Raw genomic sequence first — 16,534 nt, 5'->3', positions numbered from 1 at the left:
TTCTATTTTTCGTTATCAGCACTTCCAAACAAGTCGCCAATTGTTCCATCGTCATTTGAAGCGGTGAAATCTGGTTCTTCGTATATTTCCGGCTCTTCTTCTTCTGGTTCAGGAATAGTGATATTAATGTTTTTAACTTTGAATTTTGTAAACTGATTTCCGATGGCTTTAATTCCTTTTACGGCAATAAATTCGTCAATATTTACGGTTTCGGGTTCGCGTTCTTTCCCTTTATCTTTTGCAAAAATAATTTCTGCTGTAGAATTGTTAGAAACTATAATCCTTTCAATAAATGATTTTGGATGTTCCGATGGCATAAAGGTTTGCAGATTGGTATTGTTTTCCAACAAGAATCTTTTGATGAAATACATATCCTTTTCTCCATCGTAATAAATACAGGTAATAGGCTGATTGGGTCTCCATTTTTCTAGAATAATGTATTCGTCGTCAAAACGGTTTCCAAGATCAAAACTCACCAATTTAGCTTCTCCTTGAGCATTAATGATTAAGATTTTATCGTCTCCTTTAAAATTTCCCAGCAAAGTTCCTCTTACATCAGCATTAAGCCTTCTTACGGTATCATCAAACCATATTTTTCTTGGTGCTAAAGTAGAAACGCCTTCTTCTTTCAGGTCGACTTTCTTTACAGAATATTTGGTAACCAGATTTCCTTTTGAATCTCTTCCTTTGATAGCCAGTTCAGAGAAATCGATTTCCATTTTATTTTTTCTGATTCTCGGGTTTGGCTTTAATAAAACACTTACAACCTCAGCTTCACCATTTGGATTTGCCGAAAAATACAGCATTTCTGAGCCTCTTTTATCTGAACCTAAAGCATAATCTGTATTTCTTGTAACCGCAGTTACCGAAAAACGTTTCATATAATAAGGTCCGTCTCTGCCCTCACGATAAATCATGTTGTAAACCGTTCGTTTATCATTCTTTTTCCAGATAGCCACATGTTGAATGTCTTTTCCAATGAAAGTTTTAGCTTCCACTTTTACGACTTTCATGCTTCCGTCTTTTCTGAATGTGATAATATCATCAATATCTGAACAGTCAAATAAATATTGGTCTTTTTTCAGAGAAGTCCCAATAAAGCCTTCCTCAAAATTAGCATAGAATTTTTCATTCGCAACAGCCACTTTTGTAGCATCAATGGTATCAAAAATTCTTAATTCTGTTTTTCTTTCTCTGTTTTTTCCGTATTTTTTCTGAATATTTTGATAATAATCAATCGCATAGGCAATAAGGTTGGCCAAGTGGAACCTTACTTGCTCTATTTTCCCTTCTAATGAAGCTATATTTTCTTTAAATTTATCTAAATCGAATCTTGAAATTCTTTTAATTCTAATTTCAGTCAGCCTTAAAATATCTTCTTCGGTAACCTCTCTTAAAAGATGTGTCGTATGAGGTTTTAAACCAATATCAATTGTTTTCAGAACCTCCTCCCAGCTTTTCACCTCTTCAATGTCGTGGTAAATTCTGTTTTCGATGAAGATTCTTTCCAAAGATGAAAAATGCCAACTTTCCTGTAACTCATGAAGCTCGATTTCCAGTTCTTTCTTCAACAAAGAAACTGTATGGTCGGTATTCATTTTAAGAATAGTAGAAACATCCAGGAACATCGGTTTGTCACCAACAATAACACAGGCATTTGGCGAAATTGTTACCTGACAGTCGGTAAATGCATATAAAGCATCAATTGTTTTATCTGGCGAAACTTCGTTGTGAAGATAAATTAGAATCTCTACTTTATCTGAAGTATTATCTTCAATTTTTTTGATTTTAATCTTCCCTTTTTCATTCGCTTTTAAAACAGAATCAATCAAATCTGTTGTTGTTTTAGAAAAAGGAAGCTCAGAGATCATCAACGTATGTTTATCAACCTGAGAAATTTTGGCTCTTGCTCTTACTTTTCCTCCTCTGTGGCCATCGTTATACTCTGAAACATCAAGAAATCCTGCTGTAAGAAAATCAGGAAAAACTTGAAAACTCTTTCCTTTTAAATAAGCAACTGAGGCAGAAATCAGTTCGTTAAAATTATGCGGAAGAATTTTAGTGGAAAGTCCCACCCCGATTCCTTCAACCCCTTGTGCCAAAAGCAACGGGAATTTTACCGGTAAATCTACAGGTTCATTATTTCTCCCATCATAGGATTTAGACCATTCTGTAGTTTTAGGATTAAAGACGACTTCCAAAGCAAAAGGGGTTAATCTTGCTTCAATATATCTTGCTGCTGCTGCAGAATCTCCTGTATAAATGTTTCCCCAGTTTCCTTGAGTATCAATCAGCAATTCTCTCTGCCCAATTCCCACCATTGCATCGGTAATTGATGCGTCACCATGAGGGTGATATTTCATCGTGTTTCCTACGATATTTGCCACTTTATTGTAACGCCCATCTTCTAATTCTCGCATAGAATGCATAATTCTACGCTGCACAGGCTTGAAACCATCATAAACAGACGGAATGGCTCTATCTAAAATTACATAAGATGCATAATCCAGAAACCAGTCTTTATACAGTCCTGAAACTTTTTTTAAGCTTTCGCCTTCGTGAGAGTTGTCTTCTATCATTCCTTATTCTTGATGTCTTTTCTCTTTATTAGCTCTAATTATTTTATTGAGAGATGTCTTTAAATCGTTGACTTCTTTTCTCGTTAAATATGAAATTTCATATTTTAAAGTTGTTGTACCAGAGTTTTTGCTTGAAATGGTTATGTAAAGTCTTTTGAAAAACAAAACAGAAAACACATCAAATTTTACCAGTTTATATTTTGGAAATTCATCACTCTGAGGTTTATTTAAAAAGGGGATAATATTTCTATTTCTAAAATGAATTGCTTCCCCTTCGCTGTCATATTCAAAAATCTGCCTTCCATGTAAATAAATGATAAGCAATAATATAACAGGAATAATAATTAAAAAATAACTTTTTTCATCTAAAATATTAAACCTTATTTTATCTACAATAAAACTGATGCATCCGCCTGATAGTATCATCAACAATATGGTGTTGAAAAAACGATACAAAGGCGTTTTTTTCTTATTACTTAGCCTTAACATATTATTTTAGTTTTGTACAGGATATTAATTTTTATATTTATTAACCCCCTGCTTCATCCAAAATCTCTTTTTTGTTAATATCCTGATCTTCAACAACCAAATTTTCAAGAATGAATACTTGTCGATCAGGTGTATTTTTCCCCATGTAAAACTCTAGAATTTGCTCAATCGTTTGATCTTTCCCAATTACTACCGGTTCCAGACGAATGTCTTTCCCAATAAAATGTTTGAATTCGTCAGGTGAAATTTCTCCCAAACCTTTAAATCGGGTAATTTCAGGATTTTTGCCTAATTCATTCAAAGCTTTTACCCTTTCCTGTTCAGAATAACAATATCTCGTCTCTTTTTTATTTCTTACTCTAAATAAAGGAGTCTGAAGAATAAATAAATGTCCGTTTTTAATCACATCCGGGAAAAACTGAAGGAAAAATGTAATCATCAAAAGTCTGATGTGCATACCGTCGACATCGGCATCGGTTGCAATAATCACCTGATTATATCTTAAATCCTCAAGACTTTCTTCAATATTTAGAGCAGCTTGTAGCAAGTTGAATTCTTCATTTTCGTACACTACTTTCTTCGTTAAGCCATAGCAGTTTAATGGTTTACCTTTTAATGAAAATACAGCTTGCGTGTCGACATCTCTTGATTTTGTAATTGATCCTGATGCAGAATCTCCCTCGGTAATAAAAATCTGCGTTTCTGCCTTTCTTTCAGCTTTTTGGTCATTGTAATGCTGTCTGCAGTCACGAAGTTTTTTATTGTGAAGAGAAACTTTTTTTGCTCTTTCTCTTGCCAGCTTTTGAATTCCCGAAAGTTCTTTTCTTTCTCTTTCGGAAATTAAAATTTTTCTCTGAATCGCTTCTGCAATCTCAGAATTTTTATGTAAAAAATTATCTAATTTATTTTTTAAGAAATCAATGATAAAAGTACGCACAGTAGGACCGTTTGGCCCTATATCATTCGAACCTAATTTTGTTTTTGTCTGAGATTCAAAAACCGGTTCTTCAACGTTGATTGAAATCGCCGCAACGATAGATTTTCGCACATCAGAAGCATCAAAGCTTTTATTAAAAAATTCTCTAATCGTTTTTACATATGCTTCACGGAAAGCATTCAAATGCGTTCCACCCTGCGTTGTATTTTGTCCGTTTACGAATGAAAAATAGGTTTCTGTCTGCGACTTATCGGTATGCGTAATCGCAACTTCAATATCATTGTCTTTCAAATGAATAATCGGGTATAATACATCGCTTTCCAACTCTTCTTCCAACAAATCTTTTAATCCGTTTTCGGAATAGAACGTTTCGCCGTTGAAAATAATTTTTAATCCCGGATTCAGATACGCATAATTGCGGAGCATTCTTTCGATATACTCTTTTCTGTATTTATAATGTAAGAAAATTTCGGAGTCTGGTGTAAATAAAATCTCAGTCCCGTTTCGGTCTGAAGTATCCTTTTCGTCGTATTCTTCAGTGATAATTCCACGAGAAAATTCGGCAACTTTCATTTTCCCTTCTCTGAAAGAACGCACTCGAAAATAATCTGAAAGTGCATTCACCGCTTTTGTACCGACACCATTTAAACCAACAGATTTCTTAAAAGCTTTGCTATCATATTTACCACCTGTATTCATTTTTGAAACAGCATCAACGACTTTTCCTAAAGGAATTCCACGACCGAAATCTCGAATCATTACTTTTCCGTCATCTACTTTTATTTCAATTCTTTTACCCGATTTCATCCTGAATTCATCAATTGAGTTATCCAGAATTTCTTTCAGTAAAATATAAATACCATCATCAGCAGACGAGCCATCGCCCAGCTTTCCGATATACATACCGGGACGCAAACGGATGTGTTCCTGCCAATCGAGGGTTCTGATATTATCTTCAGAATAGATAGGTTGTATTTCTTGTGACATATATTATTTCAGCAAACATACAAAAGTACAAAAACGCCGAAAAATATCCGAATTTTTAAGTTTCTATTTATTATTATTTTTTACTAAAGTTTAAAAATTGAGCTACACATTTTTACTCATTTAATCTGAATATTTGAAAATTTACTTTAATTTAGATTCATAAAGAATTTTAAATGATACAACTTCCTTCTTCGAAACTTCCCAATGTGGGAACCACCATATTCACCCAAATGTCTCAACTCGCCAATCAACATCAGGCAATCAATCTTTCACAGGGATTTCCGGATTTTGAAACTGATTCTGAATTACTGAATTTAGCAAATGATTTCATCAAAAAAGGATTCAATCAATATGCTCCTTTAGGTGGAATTATGGGCTTAAAGGAGGAAATTGCAAGAAAAATTGAAAACAGCAATCAAGCAGTTTATCATCCTGAAACTGAAATTACCATTACAGCAGGCGGAACTCAAGCGATCTTCACAGCAATTGCCACTTTCGTACAGAAGGATGATGAAGTGATTATTTTTGAACCCGCTTATGATTGTTACGAACCAACCGTAGAGCTTTTTGGTGGAATTGTAAAACGTTTTCAAATGAAAGCTCCAGATTATGAAATCGATTGGAATGTTGTAAGAAATTTGATTTCAGAAAAAACAAAAATGATTATTCTGAACAACCCGAACAATCCATCCGGAAAGATTTTAAAAGAAAATGACATTCAGGAATTAATTAAAATAGTAAAAGACACCAATATTTTAATCTTAAGCGATGAAGTCTACGAAAACATTGTCTTTGACGGAAACCAACATTTAAGCATTTGTAAATATCCTGAGCTCAAAGAAAGAAGTATTTTGGTAGCCTCTTTCGGGAAATTATTCCACATTACCGGTTGGAAAATTGGATATTGTGCCGCACCGAAAGATCTGACTGATGAATTCAGAAAAGTGCATCAATTTAATGTTTTTTGCGTCAATACTCCACTTCAAATGGCTTTGGCAGAATACATGAAAAATGACGAGCATTACAATCAATTGAATCAGTTTTTTCAGAAGAAAAGAGATTTTTTAAGACAAGGTTTGGCCCAAACTTCATTTGAACTTCTTGATTGTGAAGGAACCTATTTTCAGGCTTTGAAATACGATAAAAATTCAGATAAAAATGATTTTGATTTCGCAACAGAATTAACGATTAATCACAAAGTGGCAAGTATTCCGTTTTCGGCTTTTTATAAAGATAAACTGAATGAAAATGTGATCAGATTGTGTTTTGCAAAGAAGAATGAAACTTTAGAAAGAGCGATTGAAAATTTAGCTAAAATTTAATTTTAAATCAGATGAGTGGAGAAAGCAATCTCGCTAAATGTTCAAAGAAAACTTTATGCTTTGGTCGTTTTTTCCATTCACTTACTATAATTTCGTCGCAATCATCAATATCACTGAGAAATACATTTTGTAGTTTCTGATTAACCTCTTTATCGAACACGAGCGTATTTACTTCAAAATTAAGCTCCTGACTCCGAACATCCATATTTGCCGTTCCTACACAAGAGAAATTATCATCGATCACCATTGTTTTAGCATGAATAAACCCTTTTTTGTAAAAGAAAATACGCACATTATTTTCTAACAATTCTTCATAATAAGAGTAAGCTGCTGCATTTACAATTAAAGAATCTCCCGATTTTGGAACCATCAGTCTCACATCCAAACCAGAAAGAGCTGCTTGCTTGATAGCATTCAAAACGGTTTCCACCGGAATAAAATAAGGCGTCACAATATATACTTTTTCTTTAGCAGAAAGAATGGCCGAGGTTGTACTCAGCATAATAGAAGGTTTTGTATCGGGTCCGCTCGCTGCAACCTGTACTATTTTATTTCCAGAATCAAGGTTCTCGTAGGTGAAATACTCTTGGGATATTTGGGGAATTTTTTCAGTAGCAAAAGTCCAGTTACTTAAAAATAAAAACTGAAAATAAAAAGCGCTATTCCCTTTAATATATAAATGAATATCTCGCCAATATTGTTTAGGATTAGGATTGATATATTTATCCGAAACATTAATACCACCCGTAAAAACTTCTTTTCCGTCTACAATAATAATTTTTCTGTGATCTCGATAATTTACTCTATTCGCAAAAATTCTAAAAGTAATTTTATTCACCGGAGAGACTTCAACGCCTGCTTCCTTTAATCTGTTCAAGAGCTTTTTGCCTATTTTCCCGCTCCCCATATCATCATACAGAAAACGAACTACCACTCCTTCCTTTGCTTTTAACACCAAAAGATCAGCCAGTTTATTTCCAATATCATCGTTGTCATAAATATAATATTCTAAATGGATATGATGTTTTGCTTTTTGAACGACTTCAAAAACTTTAGAAAATTTCTCTTCTCCATTTACCAATACTTCTACTTCATTTTCCTGTGTTAAAGGAGAGTATCCTGAATGATAAAGAAAATTTATGGTAGTTATAAAATAGTCCAACTCATCTTTCCGACTGTTTAATGTTGTATAATGAGTTTCTTTAACAAACTTTAAAATCCTCTGAAAAACCTCTTCATTACCTTCAACTTTAAAGGTGTAAAATTTATTCTTTCGATAATTTACGCCAAATACAAAGTAAATAATAATCCCTACAAAAGGCAGGAAAACAATCAACATAAGATAAGCCAGCGTTTTGCTCGTGGTTTTCGTATCTATAATAATTTTAGCGGCAAGAAAAAGTACACCTGCAAAATATAAAATTTCAATACCTACTAAAATATAGGGAAACTGGTCTAAAAACTCTTTAATCATCATAAAATTATCGCTGAATCTAATGTAATTTCATCTATTAAAGATAGCAAAAAGGAGCAGACATTGCCCACTCCCTTATTATTTTAAAAGAACATTCCGCCAGAAACTTCAATTCTTTGTGCGGTAATCCAGCCTGCATCGTCGGTACATAAAAATGCTACTACTCCACCAATATCATCCGGTAAACCAGCTCTGCCTAAAGCGGTATTTCCGGCAACCATAGCATTTACATGTTCATCATCTCTTGTTCTTCCTCCACCAAAATCGGTTTCAATTGCTCCTGGTGCAACAGCATTTACTTTAATTTTTCTTGCGCCTAATTCTTTCGCCATGTATTTACTTAATTGGTCAACTGCCGCTTTCATAGAACCGTAAACCGACGAACCAGGCATTGCAAATCTCGCCAAACCTGAAGAAAGATTGATAATTCCACCGTTATCATTCATAAATGGTAAAAATTTCTGAGTAAGGAAAAAAACTCCTTTAAAATGAATATTTACCATATCATCCAACTGCTCTTCTGTAACATCTGCAATCGGTGAATATAAAGCCGTTCCAGCATTATTGATCAGGAAATCAATATTTCTGCTTCCTGTGTTTTCCTCTAAATGGTCGCCTACTTTTTTAACAAATTCATCGAACGATCTCACATCTTTTGTATTCAGCTGACAAGCTATCGCTTTTCTTCCTAAAGCCTGAATTTCTGCTACGGTTTTATCCGCTTCTTCTTTATTGGAATTATAAGTAATAATTACATCCAATCCTTTTTCTGCAATTTTTAAAGCTGAATTTTTACCTAAACCTCTACTTCCGCCTGTTACAAGGGCAATTTTTGTTTTGTTATTCATATTTGATTTTTTGATGTTACAAAGTTGAGTTAATTTCAGCCTTGATGATTTACTCCAATCAATCTGAAATTTGCAAAAATCAAATCAGAAACGAAATTCCATTGGTGCCAATGAAGTTTTGCGTTTGAAAAAATTGGAGAAGTGAGCAACCTCTTCAAAACCCAAAGCATATGAAATTTCAGAAATATTCCAGTTGGTTTGTTTTAATAATATTTTAGCTTCCTGAATCAATCGATCTGCAATAAATTCTGTAGTTGTCTTTCCTGTTTTTTCTTTTAAATTTTTATTTAAATAGTTCACATGAATAGACAATCGATCTGCAAAATCTTTGGCTACTTTTAACTGAATTCGTTGATTGGAAGATTCAATTGGAAACTGTCTTTCTAACAATTCGATAAACAGAGAAACCACTCTCACTGCTGCATTGTGTGAATTACCAACTTTTTCTGCAGGTTGTAATTTTTGTCCGTAATGAATCAGTTCGGAAACATAATTTCGAATTAAATCATATTTAAATTCATAATCAGAATCGATTTCTTTTTTAATTTTTTCAAACAGTAAATCAACCTCATCGGCTAGTTCGTCATCAATTTCAAAAACAGGAATGGTACCCGGTTGAAATAAAGGCAAATCTTCAAGAATATTTTTAGACGAATTTTTAGTAAAAAAATCAGCCGTAAAAACACAAAAATTCCCCGACTGGTTCTCATCTTCAGGTACATAATGATACGGAACTTTCGGAGTTGCAAAAAGCAAAGCATTCTTTTTTATAGAGATTACTTTATCGGCATATTCCGCCCTGTTTTTTCCTCTTATTAAACTGATTTTATAGTATTTCCTCCTATTGTAAGGCATTTCGGAAGTTTTTTTGACATTGGCAATGGTCTGCGCAATATCAAACACATTAAAATGACCAATATCTTTGTGAAGACCTTTTGGAAAGATACTTTCGATATCTTTTCCCAATCCTTTAGTCATCTCAAGATAAAAATCTTCAAGAGAAGCATGAGCTAGTTTTTCCATGATGCGGAATTTGTATAAATCAAATATAGGAAGAAGTTTTGAAACATAATTTAATTATAAAGGCTGTCTTTTAAAACACAAAAGTCATATGAGAGCTTTATTTTTAACCACATAAAAGAGCACATAAGTTTGAAATCAAAGATTTCAAAATCTTTGTGTTCTAAAATATTTTCAAAATTTTAAACTAAAATCTAATGTGGCTTATGTGTCAAGAACTTTTTTAGTTAAAGTAAAGTTTACAAAAAAACGCTCCCAAATTCATGGAAGCGTCTTTAAAATACTATATAACTAACTTTTAATATTTTTAAACATTAAATCTGAAGTGCATGATATCACCGTCCTGAACGATGTATTCTTTACCTTCTACAGAAAGCTTTCCAGCTTCTTTTACTTTTGCTTCAGAACCATACGTTACATAATCATTGTATCTGATTACTTCTGCACGGATGAAACCTTTTTCAAAATCTGTGTGAATTACTCCAGCAGCTTGAGGAGCCGTCCAACCTTGTCCGATTGTCCAAGCTCTTACTTCTTTTACACCTGCTGTAAAATACGTTTGTAGCTTTAATAAATCATAAGCTTTTCTGATTAAACGGTTTACTCCAGGCTCTGTAAGACCTAATTCTTCCAAGAAGATCTCTCTTTCTTCGAAAGTTTCAAGTTCATTAATATCAGCTTCGATCTGAGCTGCCAAAACTACTGTTTCAGCACCTTCGCCTTTCGCCATTTCTTCAATTTTCGCAATCCAATCATTACCGTTTTTAATAGAATTTTCATCTACATTACAAACGTAAAGAACTGGTTTATTGGTCAAAAGTTGAACTTCACCAATAACCGACTTTGCAAAATCATCCATTGCAAACTCTCTTGCATTTCTACCGTCTTCAAGATGTTTCTGAAGATTTTGAAGTGTTTCGTATGTCAACAAATCTTCTTTCTTACCCGATTTGATGAATTTTTTCGCTTTTTCAACAGCTTTTCCAACTGTTTCCAAATCTTTTAACTGAAGCTCGATATCGATAATATCTTTATCTCTCAAGGGGTCTACTGAACCTTCAACGTGGATAATATTTCCGTTTTCAAAACATCTTAAAACATGAATAATCGCTTCACATTCACGAATGTTTGCCAAGAATTGGTTTCCTAAACCTTCTCCTTTACTTGCTCCTTTTACAAGACCAGCAATATCTACAATCTCTACAACAGCAGGCAAAACTCTTTCAGGATTTACCAATTTTTCAAGCTCAAATAATCTTTGATCCGGTACAGAAACCGTTCCTAAATTAGGCTCGATAGTACAGAAAGGATAATTGGCAGACTGTGCTTTAGCATTGCTTAAGCAGTTAAAAAGAGTTGATTTACCTACATTCGGTAAGCCTACGATTCCACATTTCATAACGAAATTTATTTTATTATTGTGTTATGTAACCTTACGGTTTCATATCGTTAGATTCAAAAGTTTAAAAGTTCAAAGTTTTATAAAATCTAATTAAATTCTACAACACTTCAACTTTCAGCGGGCAAAGATAGTGATTTTACGGTGGAATTCATAATAAAAAAATCCGCCAATAATTTGACGGATTTTAAGAAATATTTTTTTGAGAATTTACGTTTATGGATTATTCCCTGTAGCTTCCTGAGCCAGCGGAACATCATTTGGAGCAGATGCCATTGCGCTGTCTAAGTTGAATAATGATTCATCTGTAGCTCTGTCACCACCCGCAATTTTTAATTTATCTATTAAATTGGAAGCTAAAGTTTCTTCCTCAATCTGTTCCTGAACAAACCACTGCATAAAATTCCATGTTGCCCAGTCTTTTTCTTCCAAAGCCAAATCTACGAGCCTGTAAATAGCAGTTGTATTGTCTACTTCATGTTTAAAAACACCATCGAAACAAGCCGATAAAGTTTCCGGATCAGCAGGCGGAGCCGGAATGGCATCCACTTTTGGCTTTCCACCTCTGTTTAAAACGTACTCCATAAATTTTATGGAATGATTTCTCTCTTCCTGCGAATGACGGTATAGAAAATTGGCAATTCCGCTATATCCTTTATCATCTGCCCAAATTCCGTACGATAAAAATGTGTGTGAAGCGTGAATTTCTTTATTCATTTGGTCACTCAATGCTTTTTCCAGCGCAGGTGAAAGTCTGTTGGTATTCATAATTGTATATTTAAATGTGATTATCAATATGGATACAAAAATGATTCCGTGAAATGGTTTTTTTATACTTTTTTGGAAACAACAAAACACAATCAACTATAAATCAAATATTTAATACTATAATTTATAGTTAATCTAAAATAAAATGATGAATAATTTTGTGAACTATCTTTAAATCTGATCACATGAATATTCATTATTCTTGAATATTTAATGATAACAAGATTGAAAATTTCAATTTTTAAATTGTATAAAAATCTTGTTTACAGAATCATGCTCCATAGGAGCAAAACCTTTATAGTATAGTTGTGAAGCTGTGACAGCGCGCTCCGTAGGAGCGCAACCTTTTCAAAAAAATATATTTGAAACTATTGATTTAGCTTATTTTTTTGTCAGCTTTGCCAAATAAGAATCTTCATCCTGCAAAACTTTTTCGATAGCAAAACCATTATTTTCTGCAGCATTTTCCAAGGTATTAAAATCAAGATATAGCCATTTGATAGGATCTTCAGACTCGCCTTTGTAATGAACGATATAATCCAATTCACCATAATATCCTTCTGCCGGAATATAAACTCCACCATCTTCATCAGCATCGAACATATAGAGAATATCGGTGCTATCAATCAGAATCTGTCCGTTTTTATTTAATAAAGAATGAAGTTTTTTAAGGTAAATATCAATGACTTTCAGACTTTGAAAAATTCCGGTTCCATTCATTAATAGAAGAATAGTATCGAAAGTTTCGCCAGGAAACTTAAGCATATTCTGAGCAATTGCTTTCTTAATTCCTCTCAATTCGCAAACTTCAATCGATTTTGGCGAAATATCTAAGGCAGTAACATCTAAATTTCTATCATTCTGAAGATACAACGAATGCGAACCAGCTCCTGCTCCAATGTCCAAAACTTTTCCTGACGATAGTTTTAAAGCTTTCTTTTCGATCTTATTCATCTCTTCAAAATCTCTGAAAAGATATTCTACCGGAAGCTCATCGAGTTCGGAAATTGAAGTTTCAGTCTGCAAATCTTCAGGATTTTCGTTGTGAAAATAATCCCAGATTGCGCGTCCCATTAAGTCTTTCATGCTGAATTTTAATGGTGCAAAGATAAAGTTTTGAGTACGAATTTTTATAGAAAATCCATACTTTATTATTAAAGCTGTTTAAACTAATTTGAAATTTAACCACAAAAGGAACAAAAGATAATTATAAAGCTATTATTAGATTATCAAAGTTCTCAAAAGAATAAAAAATCAAAGATTTTTAAAGATTTTTGTGTGCTTTTTTTCTTTGTACTCATCAACTTTAGATAAAAGTATCTAAATCTTTTGCCTCTTTTGTGGTTAAATAAAAAGTTTAAACAAGTTTAATATAAATAAATAATACGTTTGTCATTCTGAAAGAATCTAGAAGACAAATTTAAAGTTAATTGTTTAGATTCTTTCAGAATGACAAAAACTCTTCCCAATTTATTCATAATATTTAATAGTCAAGAATATAAATTTAGTTGAAATAAGGCATTAAAGCCATTAGGATTTCTATCACCATCATCCATATTTTCTATTTTTAAAATCATTCCACTCCTTCAAAAATCCCTAACTTGTCTTTTCTAAAAACGAGATTCATCTCATGACAGATAAACAATTTAATTTTCAACAGGGATTTACATTCAGCAAACATATTCCGGAAGAAATTTCGCATTTTGACCGGGTTTTTGATGTGTTCAAAGACTTGCTAACCCACACTTCCGGAGATATTGAGGAAGCTTTTGAGTGGCTCGATATGCTCGATAAAGAATATGATATTTTCACCGACGAATATACACTTGAAGATTTTGAAGAAGATTTAAGAAAGCGAGGTTACATTAAAAAAGAAGACGATTCCGAAGATGGAAATTCCGGAACTGGAAAAGGAAAAAACATTCTTACAGCCAAACTGGAAGCTGCTTTACGGGAATATGCTTTAGACCAGATTTTCGGAAAGCTTAAAAAAAGTGGCATCGGAAATCACAGAACCAACAAATCAGGAGTTGGCGATGAACGTGATGGTGAAAACCGAAATTTCCAGTACGGCGACGACTTATCCTCGATAAACATGACGGAAAGTCTGAAAAACGCTCAAATTAACAATGGAATTTCTGATCTTCGAATGACAGAAGACGACCTCATCGTAGAAGAAACCAAACATAAAGCTCAAATGAGTACGGTTTTAATGATCGATATCAGTCACTCTATGATCTTGTATGGTGAAGATCGTATCACACCTGCCAAAAAAGTTGCAATGGCTTTAGTGGAACTTATCAAAAGAAAATATCCAAAAGATTCCATCGATATTATTGTTTTCGGAAACGAAGCTTGGCCTATTAAAATCAAAGACCTGCCCTATTTACAGGTTGGTCCGTATCACACCAATACGGTTGCAGGATTGGAATTGGCAATGGATATTCTTCGTAGAAAAAGAAATACCAACAAGCAAATTTTCATGATCACCGATGGAAAACCAAGCTGCTTGAAACTTCCTACCGGAGAATATTATATGAACAGTGTTGGTTTAGACGAAAAAATTGTTTCTGAATGTCTCAATAAAGCTGCACAAGCCAGAAAACTAAAAATCCCTATCACCACTTTCATGATTGCCCAAGATCCTTATCTACGACAATTTGTGAATGCATTTACTGCTCAGAATAAAGGAAAAGCTTTTCTCACAGGTCTTTCAGGATTAGGACAAATGATCTTTGAGGATTATGAGAAGAATAGGATTAAAAGGATATAAAAGAGCCAAGTTAAAAGGCAAAAGATAAAAGTTAACAATTCAAAATTTTAACCACAAAAGAGGCAAAAGTTTTTTAGCGATGCAAAAGAACAGAAAAGTAAACTGCTAAAATAACAATCTGCTTTTTTGGACTTTTGATTAACTGCATTTTACAAGAATATCTTTTGTGACTTTTGTGGTAAAAAATATAAACAAAATAATATCATTTATAAAAATGAAAAACGATACAACATTTAAAGAATTAAAAAAATCAGGATATACAGATAAAACCATCAGTCAGGAAATTCAGGCAAATTTGATTGCGAAAATCAAGGCTAAAGAGCCGGTTTTTGAAGGACTTTGGGGGTATGAAGATTCTGTAGTTCCACAATTAAAAAAGGCAATTTTAGCAGGTCACCACATCAATTTATTAGGTTTACGCGGACAGGCAAAAACCAGAATTGCAAGAAGCATGGTGAATCTTTTGGATGAATACATGCCGATTGTAAAAGGTTCTGAAATCAATGATAACCCTTTCAATCCTATTTCAAAATATGCAAGGGATCTTATTGCAGAATTGGGTGACGAGACTCCGATTTCTTGGGTTCACCGTTCAAATCGTTTCTTTGAAAAGCTGGCAACTCCCGACGTGAATGTTGCCGATTTAATTGGTGACATCGATCCGATTAAAGCAGCAACTTTAAAACTACCCTATTCTGATGAACGTGTTCTACATTATGGAATGATCCCAAGAGCAAACCGTTCGATTTTTGTTTTAAATGAATTGCCCGATCTACAGGCTAGAATTCAGGTTTCTTTATTTAATATTTTGCAGGAAGGCGATATTCAGATTCGTGGATTTCAGTTGAGAATGCCTTTAGATATTCAGTTTGTATTTACTGCAAATCCGGAAGATTATACCAATCGTGGAAGTATTGTAACGCCATTAAAAGACAGAATTGGATCACAGATTTTTACTCATTATCCGAAAACTATTGCCTTAGCAAAACAAATCACCGAACAGGAAGCTCAGGTTTCTGCGGAAGATAAAGCACAGATTCAAATTCCGGATTTGGCGAAAAATCTTTTGGAAGAAGTTGCTTTTGCTGCTCGTGATAGCGAATATGTGGATGCGAAAAGTGGTGTAAGTGCAAGATTGACGATCAGTGCAATGGAAAACCTAGTTGCTGCAGCAAAATTACGATTAATAGAATCTGAAGCTCCAAAAACTACTGTTCGTCTGCTTGATTTTATGTCGATCATTCCTTCAATTACCGGAAAGATTGAATTGGTTTACGAAGGCGAACAGGAAGGTGCTGATTATGTTGCCAAAATTTTGATTGATAAAGCCGTGATAGTACAGTTTGAAAGTATTTTCCCACGCATTTCAAAATTGGAAAAAGAAGGCATCAAAACGCCATACACCGATTTAATCAAATGGTTCAACAAAAATCATTTGGAACTGAATTACACCGACACTGACGAAGAATTCTACAGCAAACTCAACAGCATTACACCTTTAACAACCGTTGTTGAAGAAAATGCTTCAGAACTCAATGAAGAAGACAAAAACTTCTGTAAAGAATTGGTTTTATGGGCTTTGACAATCAGTAAAAAATTAGATAAGTCTGAAAATTCAACAGCGTATACTTTTGACTCTGCAGATGTAAGACAATTGTTCAGAAATTAATTTTTGAAACAATGATTATGATATAGAGGAAGCATAAATCTTTGAGATTTATGCTTCCTTTTTTATTTTATGTACACGTCAATTCGAGTAAAAATTCTGAAAGAATTTTGTATCGAGAACAGGCATTATAAAAAGTTCTCGATATATTTTTTCTTCTCTTTGTTACGGAAAAACACTCCTTTAGATTTATACTAGGAAAAATAATATATTTATGTAAGAAGAGAAAAGTGTTTAAGTAAACTAAGATACACTCCGAGTAAAACTCATAG

The 16,534-nt window shown here is 33.5% G+C and carries 12 protein-coding genes; 3 read left to right on the top strand and 9 right to left on the bottom strand.

The genetic code is table 11. From position 1 onward, the window contains the following. Positions 1 to 2: 2 nt before the first annotated feature. From B5X64_RS20100 to B5X64_RS20090, 3 genes are all read right to left on the bottom strand, one after another. Entirely contained in the window at positions 3 to 2,579 is a 2,577-nt protein-coding gene (locus B5X64_RS20100) for a DNA gyrase/topoisomerase IV subunit A (RefSeq protein ID WP_172459110.1), read from the bottom strand. 3 nt (positions 2,580 to 2,582) lie between these two features. Beyond that, complete coding sequence (locus B5X64_RS20095) at positions 2,583 to 3,035, bottom strand: hypothetical protein (RefSeq protein ID WP_228419045.1); 453 nt, start codon at positions 3,033 to 3,035, stop codon at positions 2,583 to 2,585. A 73-nt stretch (positions 3,036 to 3,108) separates the two neighbouring features. Beyond that, complete coding sequence (locus B5X64_RS20090) at positions 3,109 to 4,992, bottom strand: DNA topoisomerase IV subunit B (protein ID WP_079466922.1); 1,884 nt, start codon at positions 4,990 to 4,992, stop codon at positions 3,109 to 3,111. Between the two features lie 173 nt (positions 4,993 to 5,165). Here B5X64_RS20090 and B5X64_RS20085 point away from each other — a divergent pair, with 173 nt between their 5' ends. Then, positions 5,166 to 6,314, top strand: coding sequence for a methionine aminotransferase (locus B5X64_RS20085; RefSeq protein ID WP_079466921.1), 1,149 nt, complete (start codon positions 5,166 to 5,168; stop codon positions 6,312 to 6,314). 7 nt (positions 6,315 to 6,321) lie between these two features. On the opposite strand, the gene cls is transcribed toward B5X64_RS20085, so the two are convergent. The 6 genes from cls to B5X64_RS20055 form a co-directional block, all read right to left on the bottom strand. Continuing rightward, a complete protein-coding gene (gene cls / locus B5X64_RS20080) occupies positions 6,322 to 7,791 on the bottom strand; it encodes a cardiolipin synthase (protein WP_228419043.1) in 1,470 nt (489 codons plus the stop codon). An 80-nt stretch (positions 7,792 to 7,871) separates the two neighbouring features. Further along, a complete protein-coding gene (locus B5X64_RS20075; RefSeq protein ID WP_079466920.1) occupies positions 7,872 to 8,636 on the bottom strand; it encodes an SDR family NAD(P)-dependent oxidoreductase in 765 nt (254 codons plus the stop codon). Between the two features lie 84 nt (positions 8,637 to 8,720). Next, entirely contained in the window at positions 8,721 to 9,659 is a 939-nt protein-coding gene (locus B5X64_RS20070) for a helix-turn-helix domain-containing protein (protein WP_079466919.1), read from the bottom strand. 304 nt (positions 9,660 to 9,963) lie between these two features. Beyond that, positions 9,964 to 11,055 carry a redox-regulated ATPase YchF gene (ychF, locus tag B5X64_RS20065; protein ID WP_079466917.1) on the bottom strand — a complete coding sequence of 364 codons (1,092 nt, stop codon included), beginning with the start codon at positions 11,053 to 11,055 and terminating at the stop codon, positions 9,964 to 9,966. A 216-nt stretch (positions 11,056 to 11,271) separates the two neighbouring features. Continuing rightward, positions 11,272 to 11,823, bottom strand: a complete 552-nt coding sequence (locus tag B5X64_RS20060) for a ferritin (RefSeq protein WP_079466916.1) — start codon at positions 11,821 to 11,823, stop codon at positions 11,272 to 11,274. A 381-nt stretch (positions 11,824 to 12,204) separates the two neighbouring features. After that, positions 12,205 to 12,909: a class I SAM-dependent methyltransferase gene (locus B5X64_RS20055; RefSeq protein WP_079466915.1), complete on the bottom strand. Its 705-nt coding sequence runs from the start codon at positions 12,907 to 12,909 to the stop codon at positions 12,205 to 12,207. Between the two features lie 544 nt (positions 12,910 to 13,453). On the opposite strand from B5X64_RS20055, the gene B5X64_RS20050 reads away from it, so the two are divergent. Together B5X64_RS20050 and B5X64_RS20045 are read left to right on the top strand one after the other, a co-directional pair. Then, complete coding sequence (locus tag B5X64_RS20050; protein WP_079466914.1) at positions 13,454 to 14,596, top strand: vWA domain-containing protein; 1,143 nt, start codon at positions 13,454 to 13,456, stop codon at positions 14,594 to 14,596. Positions 14,597 to 14,810: 214 nt separating this feature from the next. Continuing rightward, a complete protein-coding gene (locus B5X64_RS20045; RefSeq protein ID WP_079466913.1) occupies positions 14,811 to 16,265 on the top strand; it encodes a sigma 54-interacting transcriptional regulator in 1,455 nt (484 codons plus the stop codon). Positions 16,266 to 16,534: the final 269 nt, after the last annotated feature.

The organism is Chryseobacterium balustinum, from assembly GCF_900168205.1.
GTDB classification, from domain to species: domain Bacteria; phylum Bacteroidota; class Bacteroidia; order Flavobacteriales; family Weeksellaceae; genus Chryseobacterium; species Chryseobacterium balustinum.
Note: the sequence above shows the minus strand (reverse complement) of the source record. Positions and strands in the feature narration are given on the sequence as shown.

Bases quoted from the DNA above. Each gene is read 5' to 3' on its own strand.
- B5X64_RS20075 (WP_079466920.1), bottom strand. From the start codon at position 8,636: ATGAATAACAAAACAAAAATTGCCCTTGTAACAGGCGGAAGTAGAGGT.
- cls (WP_228419043.1), bottom strand. From the start codon at position 7,791: ATGATGATTAAAGAGTTTTTAGACCAGTTTCCCTATATTTTAGTAGGT.
- B5X64_RS20085 (WP_079466921.1), top strand. From the start codon at position 5,166: ATGATACAACTTCCTTCTTCGAAACTTCCCAATGTGGGAACCACCATA.
- B5X64_RS20060 (WP_079466916.1), bottom strand. From the start codon at position 11,823: ATGAATACCAACAGACTTTCACCTGCGCTGGAAAAAGCATTGAGTGAC.
- B5X64_RS20070 (WP_079466919.1), bottom strand. From the start codon at position 9,659: ATGGAAAAACTAGCTCATGCTTCTCTTGAAGATTTTTATCTTGAGATG.
- B5X64_RS20050 (WP_079466914.1), top strand. From the start codon at position 13,454: ATGACAGATAAACAATTTAATTTTCAACAGGGATTTACATTCAGCAAA.
- B5X64_RS20045 (WP_079466913.1), top strand. From the start codon at position 14,811: ATGAAAAACGATACAACATTTAAAGAATTAAAAAAATCAGGATATACA.
- B5X64_RS20055 (WP_079466915.1), bottom strand. From the start codon at position 12,909: ATGAAAGACTTAATGGGACGCGCAATCTGGGATTATTTTCACAACGAA.
- B5X64_RS20090 (WP_079466922.1), bottom strand. From the start codon at position 4,992: ATGTCACAAGAAATACAACCTATCTATTCTGAAGATAATATCAGAACC.
- B5X64_RS20100 (WP_172459110.1), bottom strand. From the start codon at position 2,579: ATGATAGAAGACAACTCTCACGAAGGCGAAAGCTTAAAAAAAGTTTCA.
- ychF (WP_079466917.1), bottom strand. From the start codon at position 11,055: ATGAAATGTGGAATCGTAGGCTTACCGAATGTAGGTAAATCAACTCTT.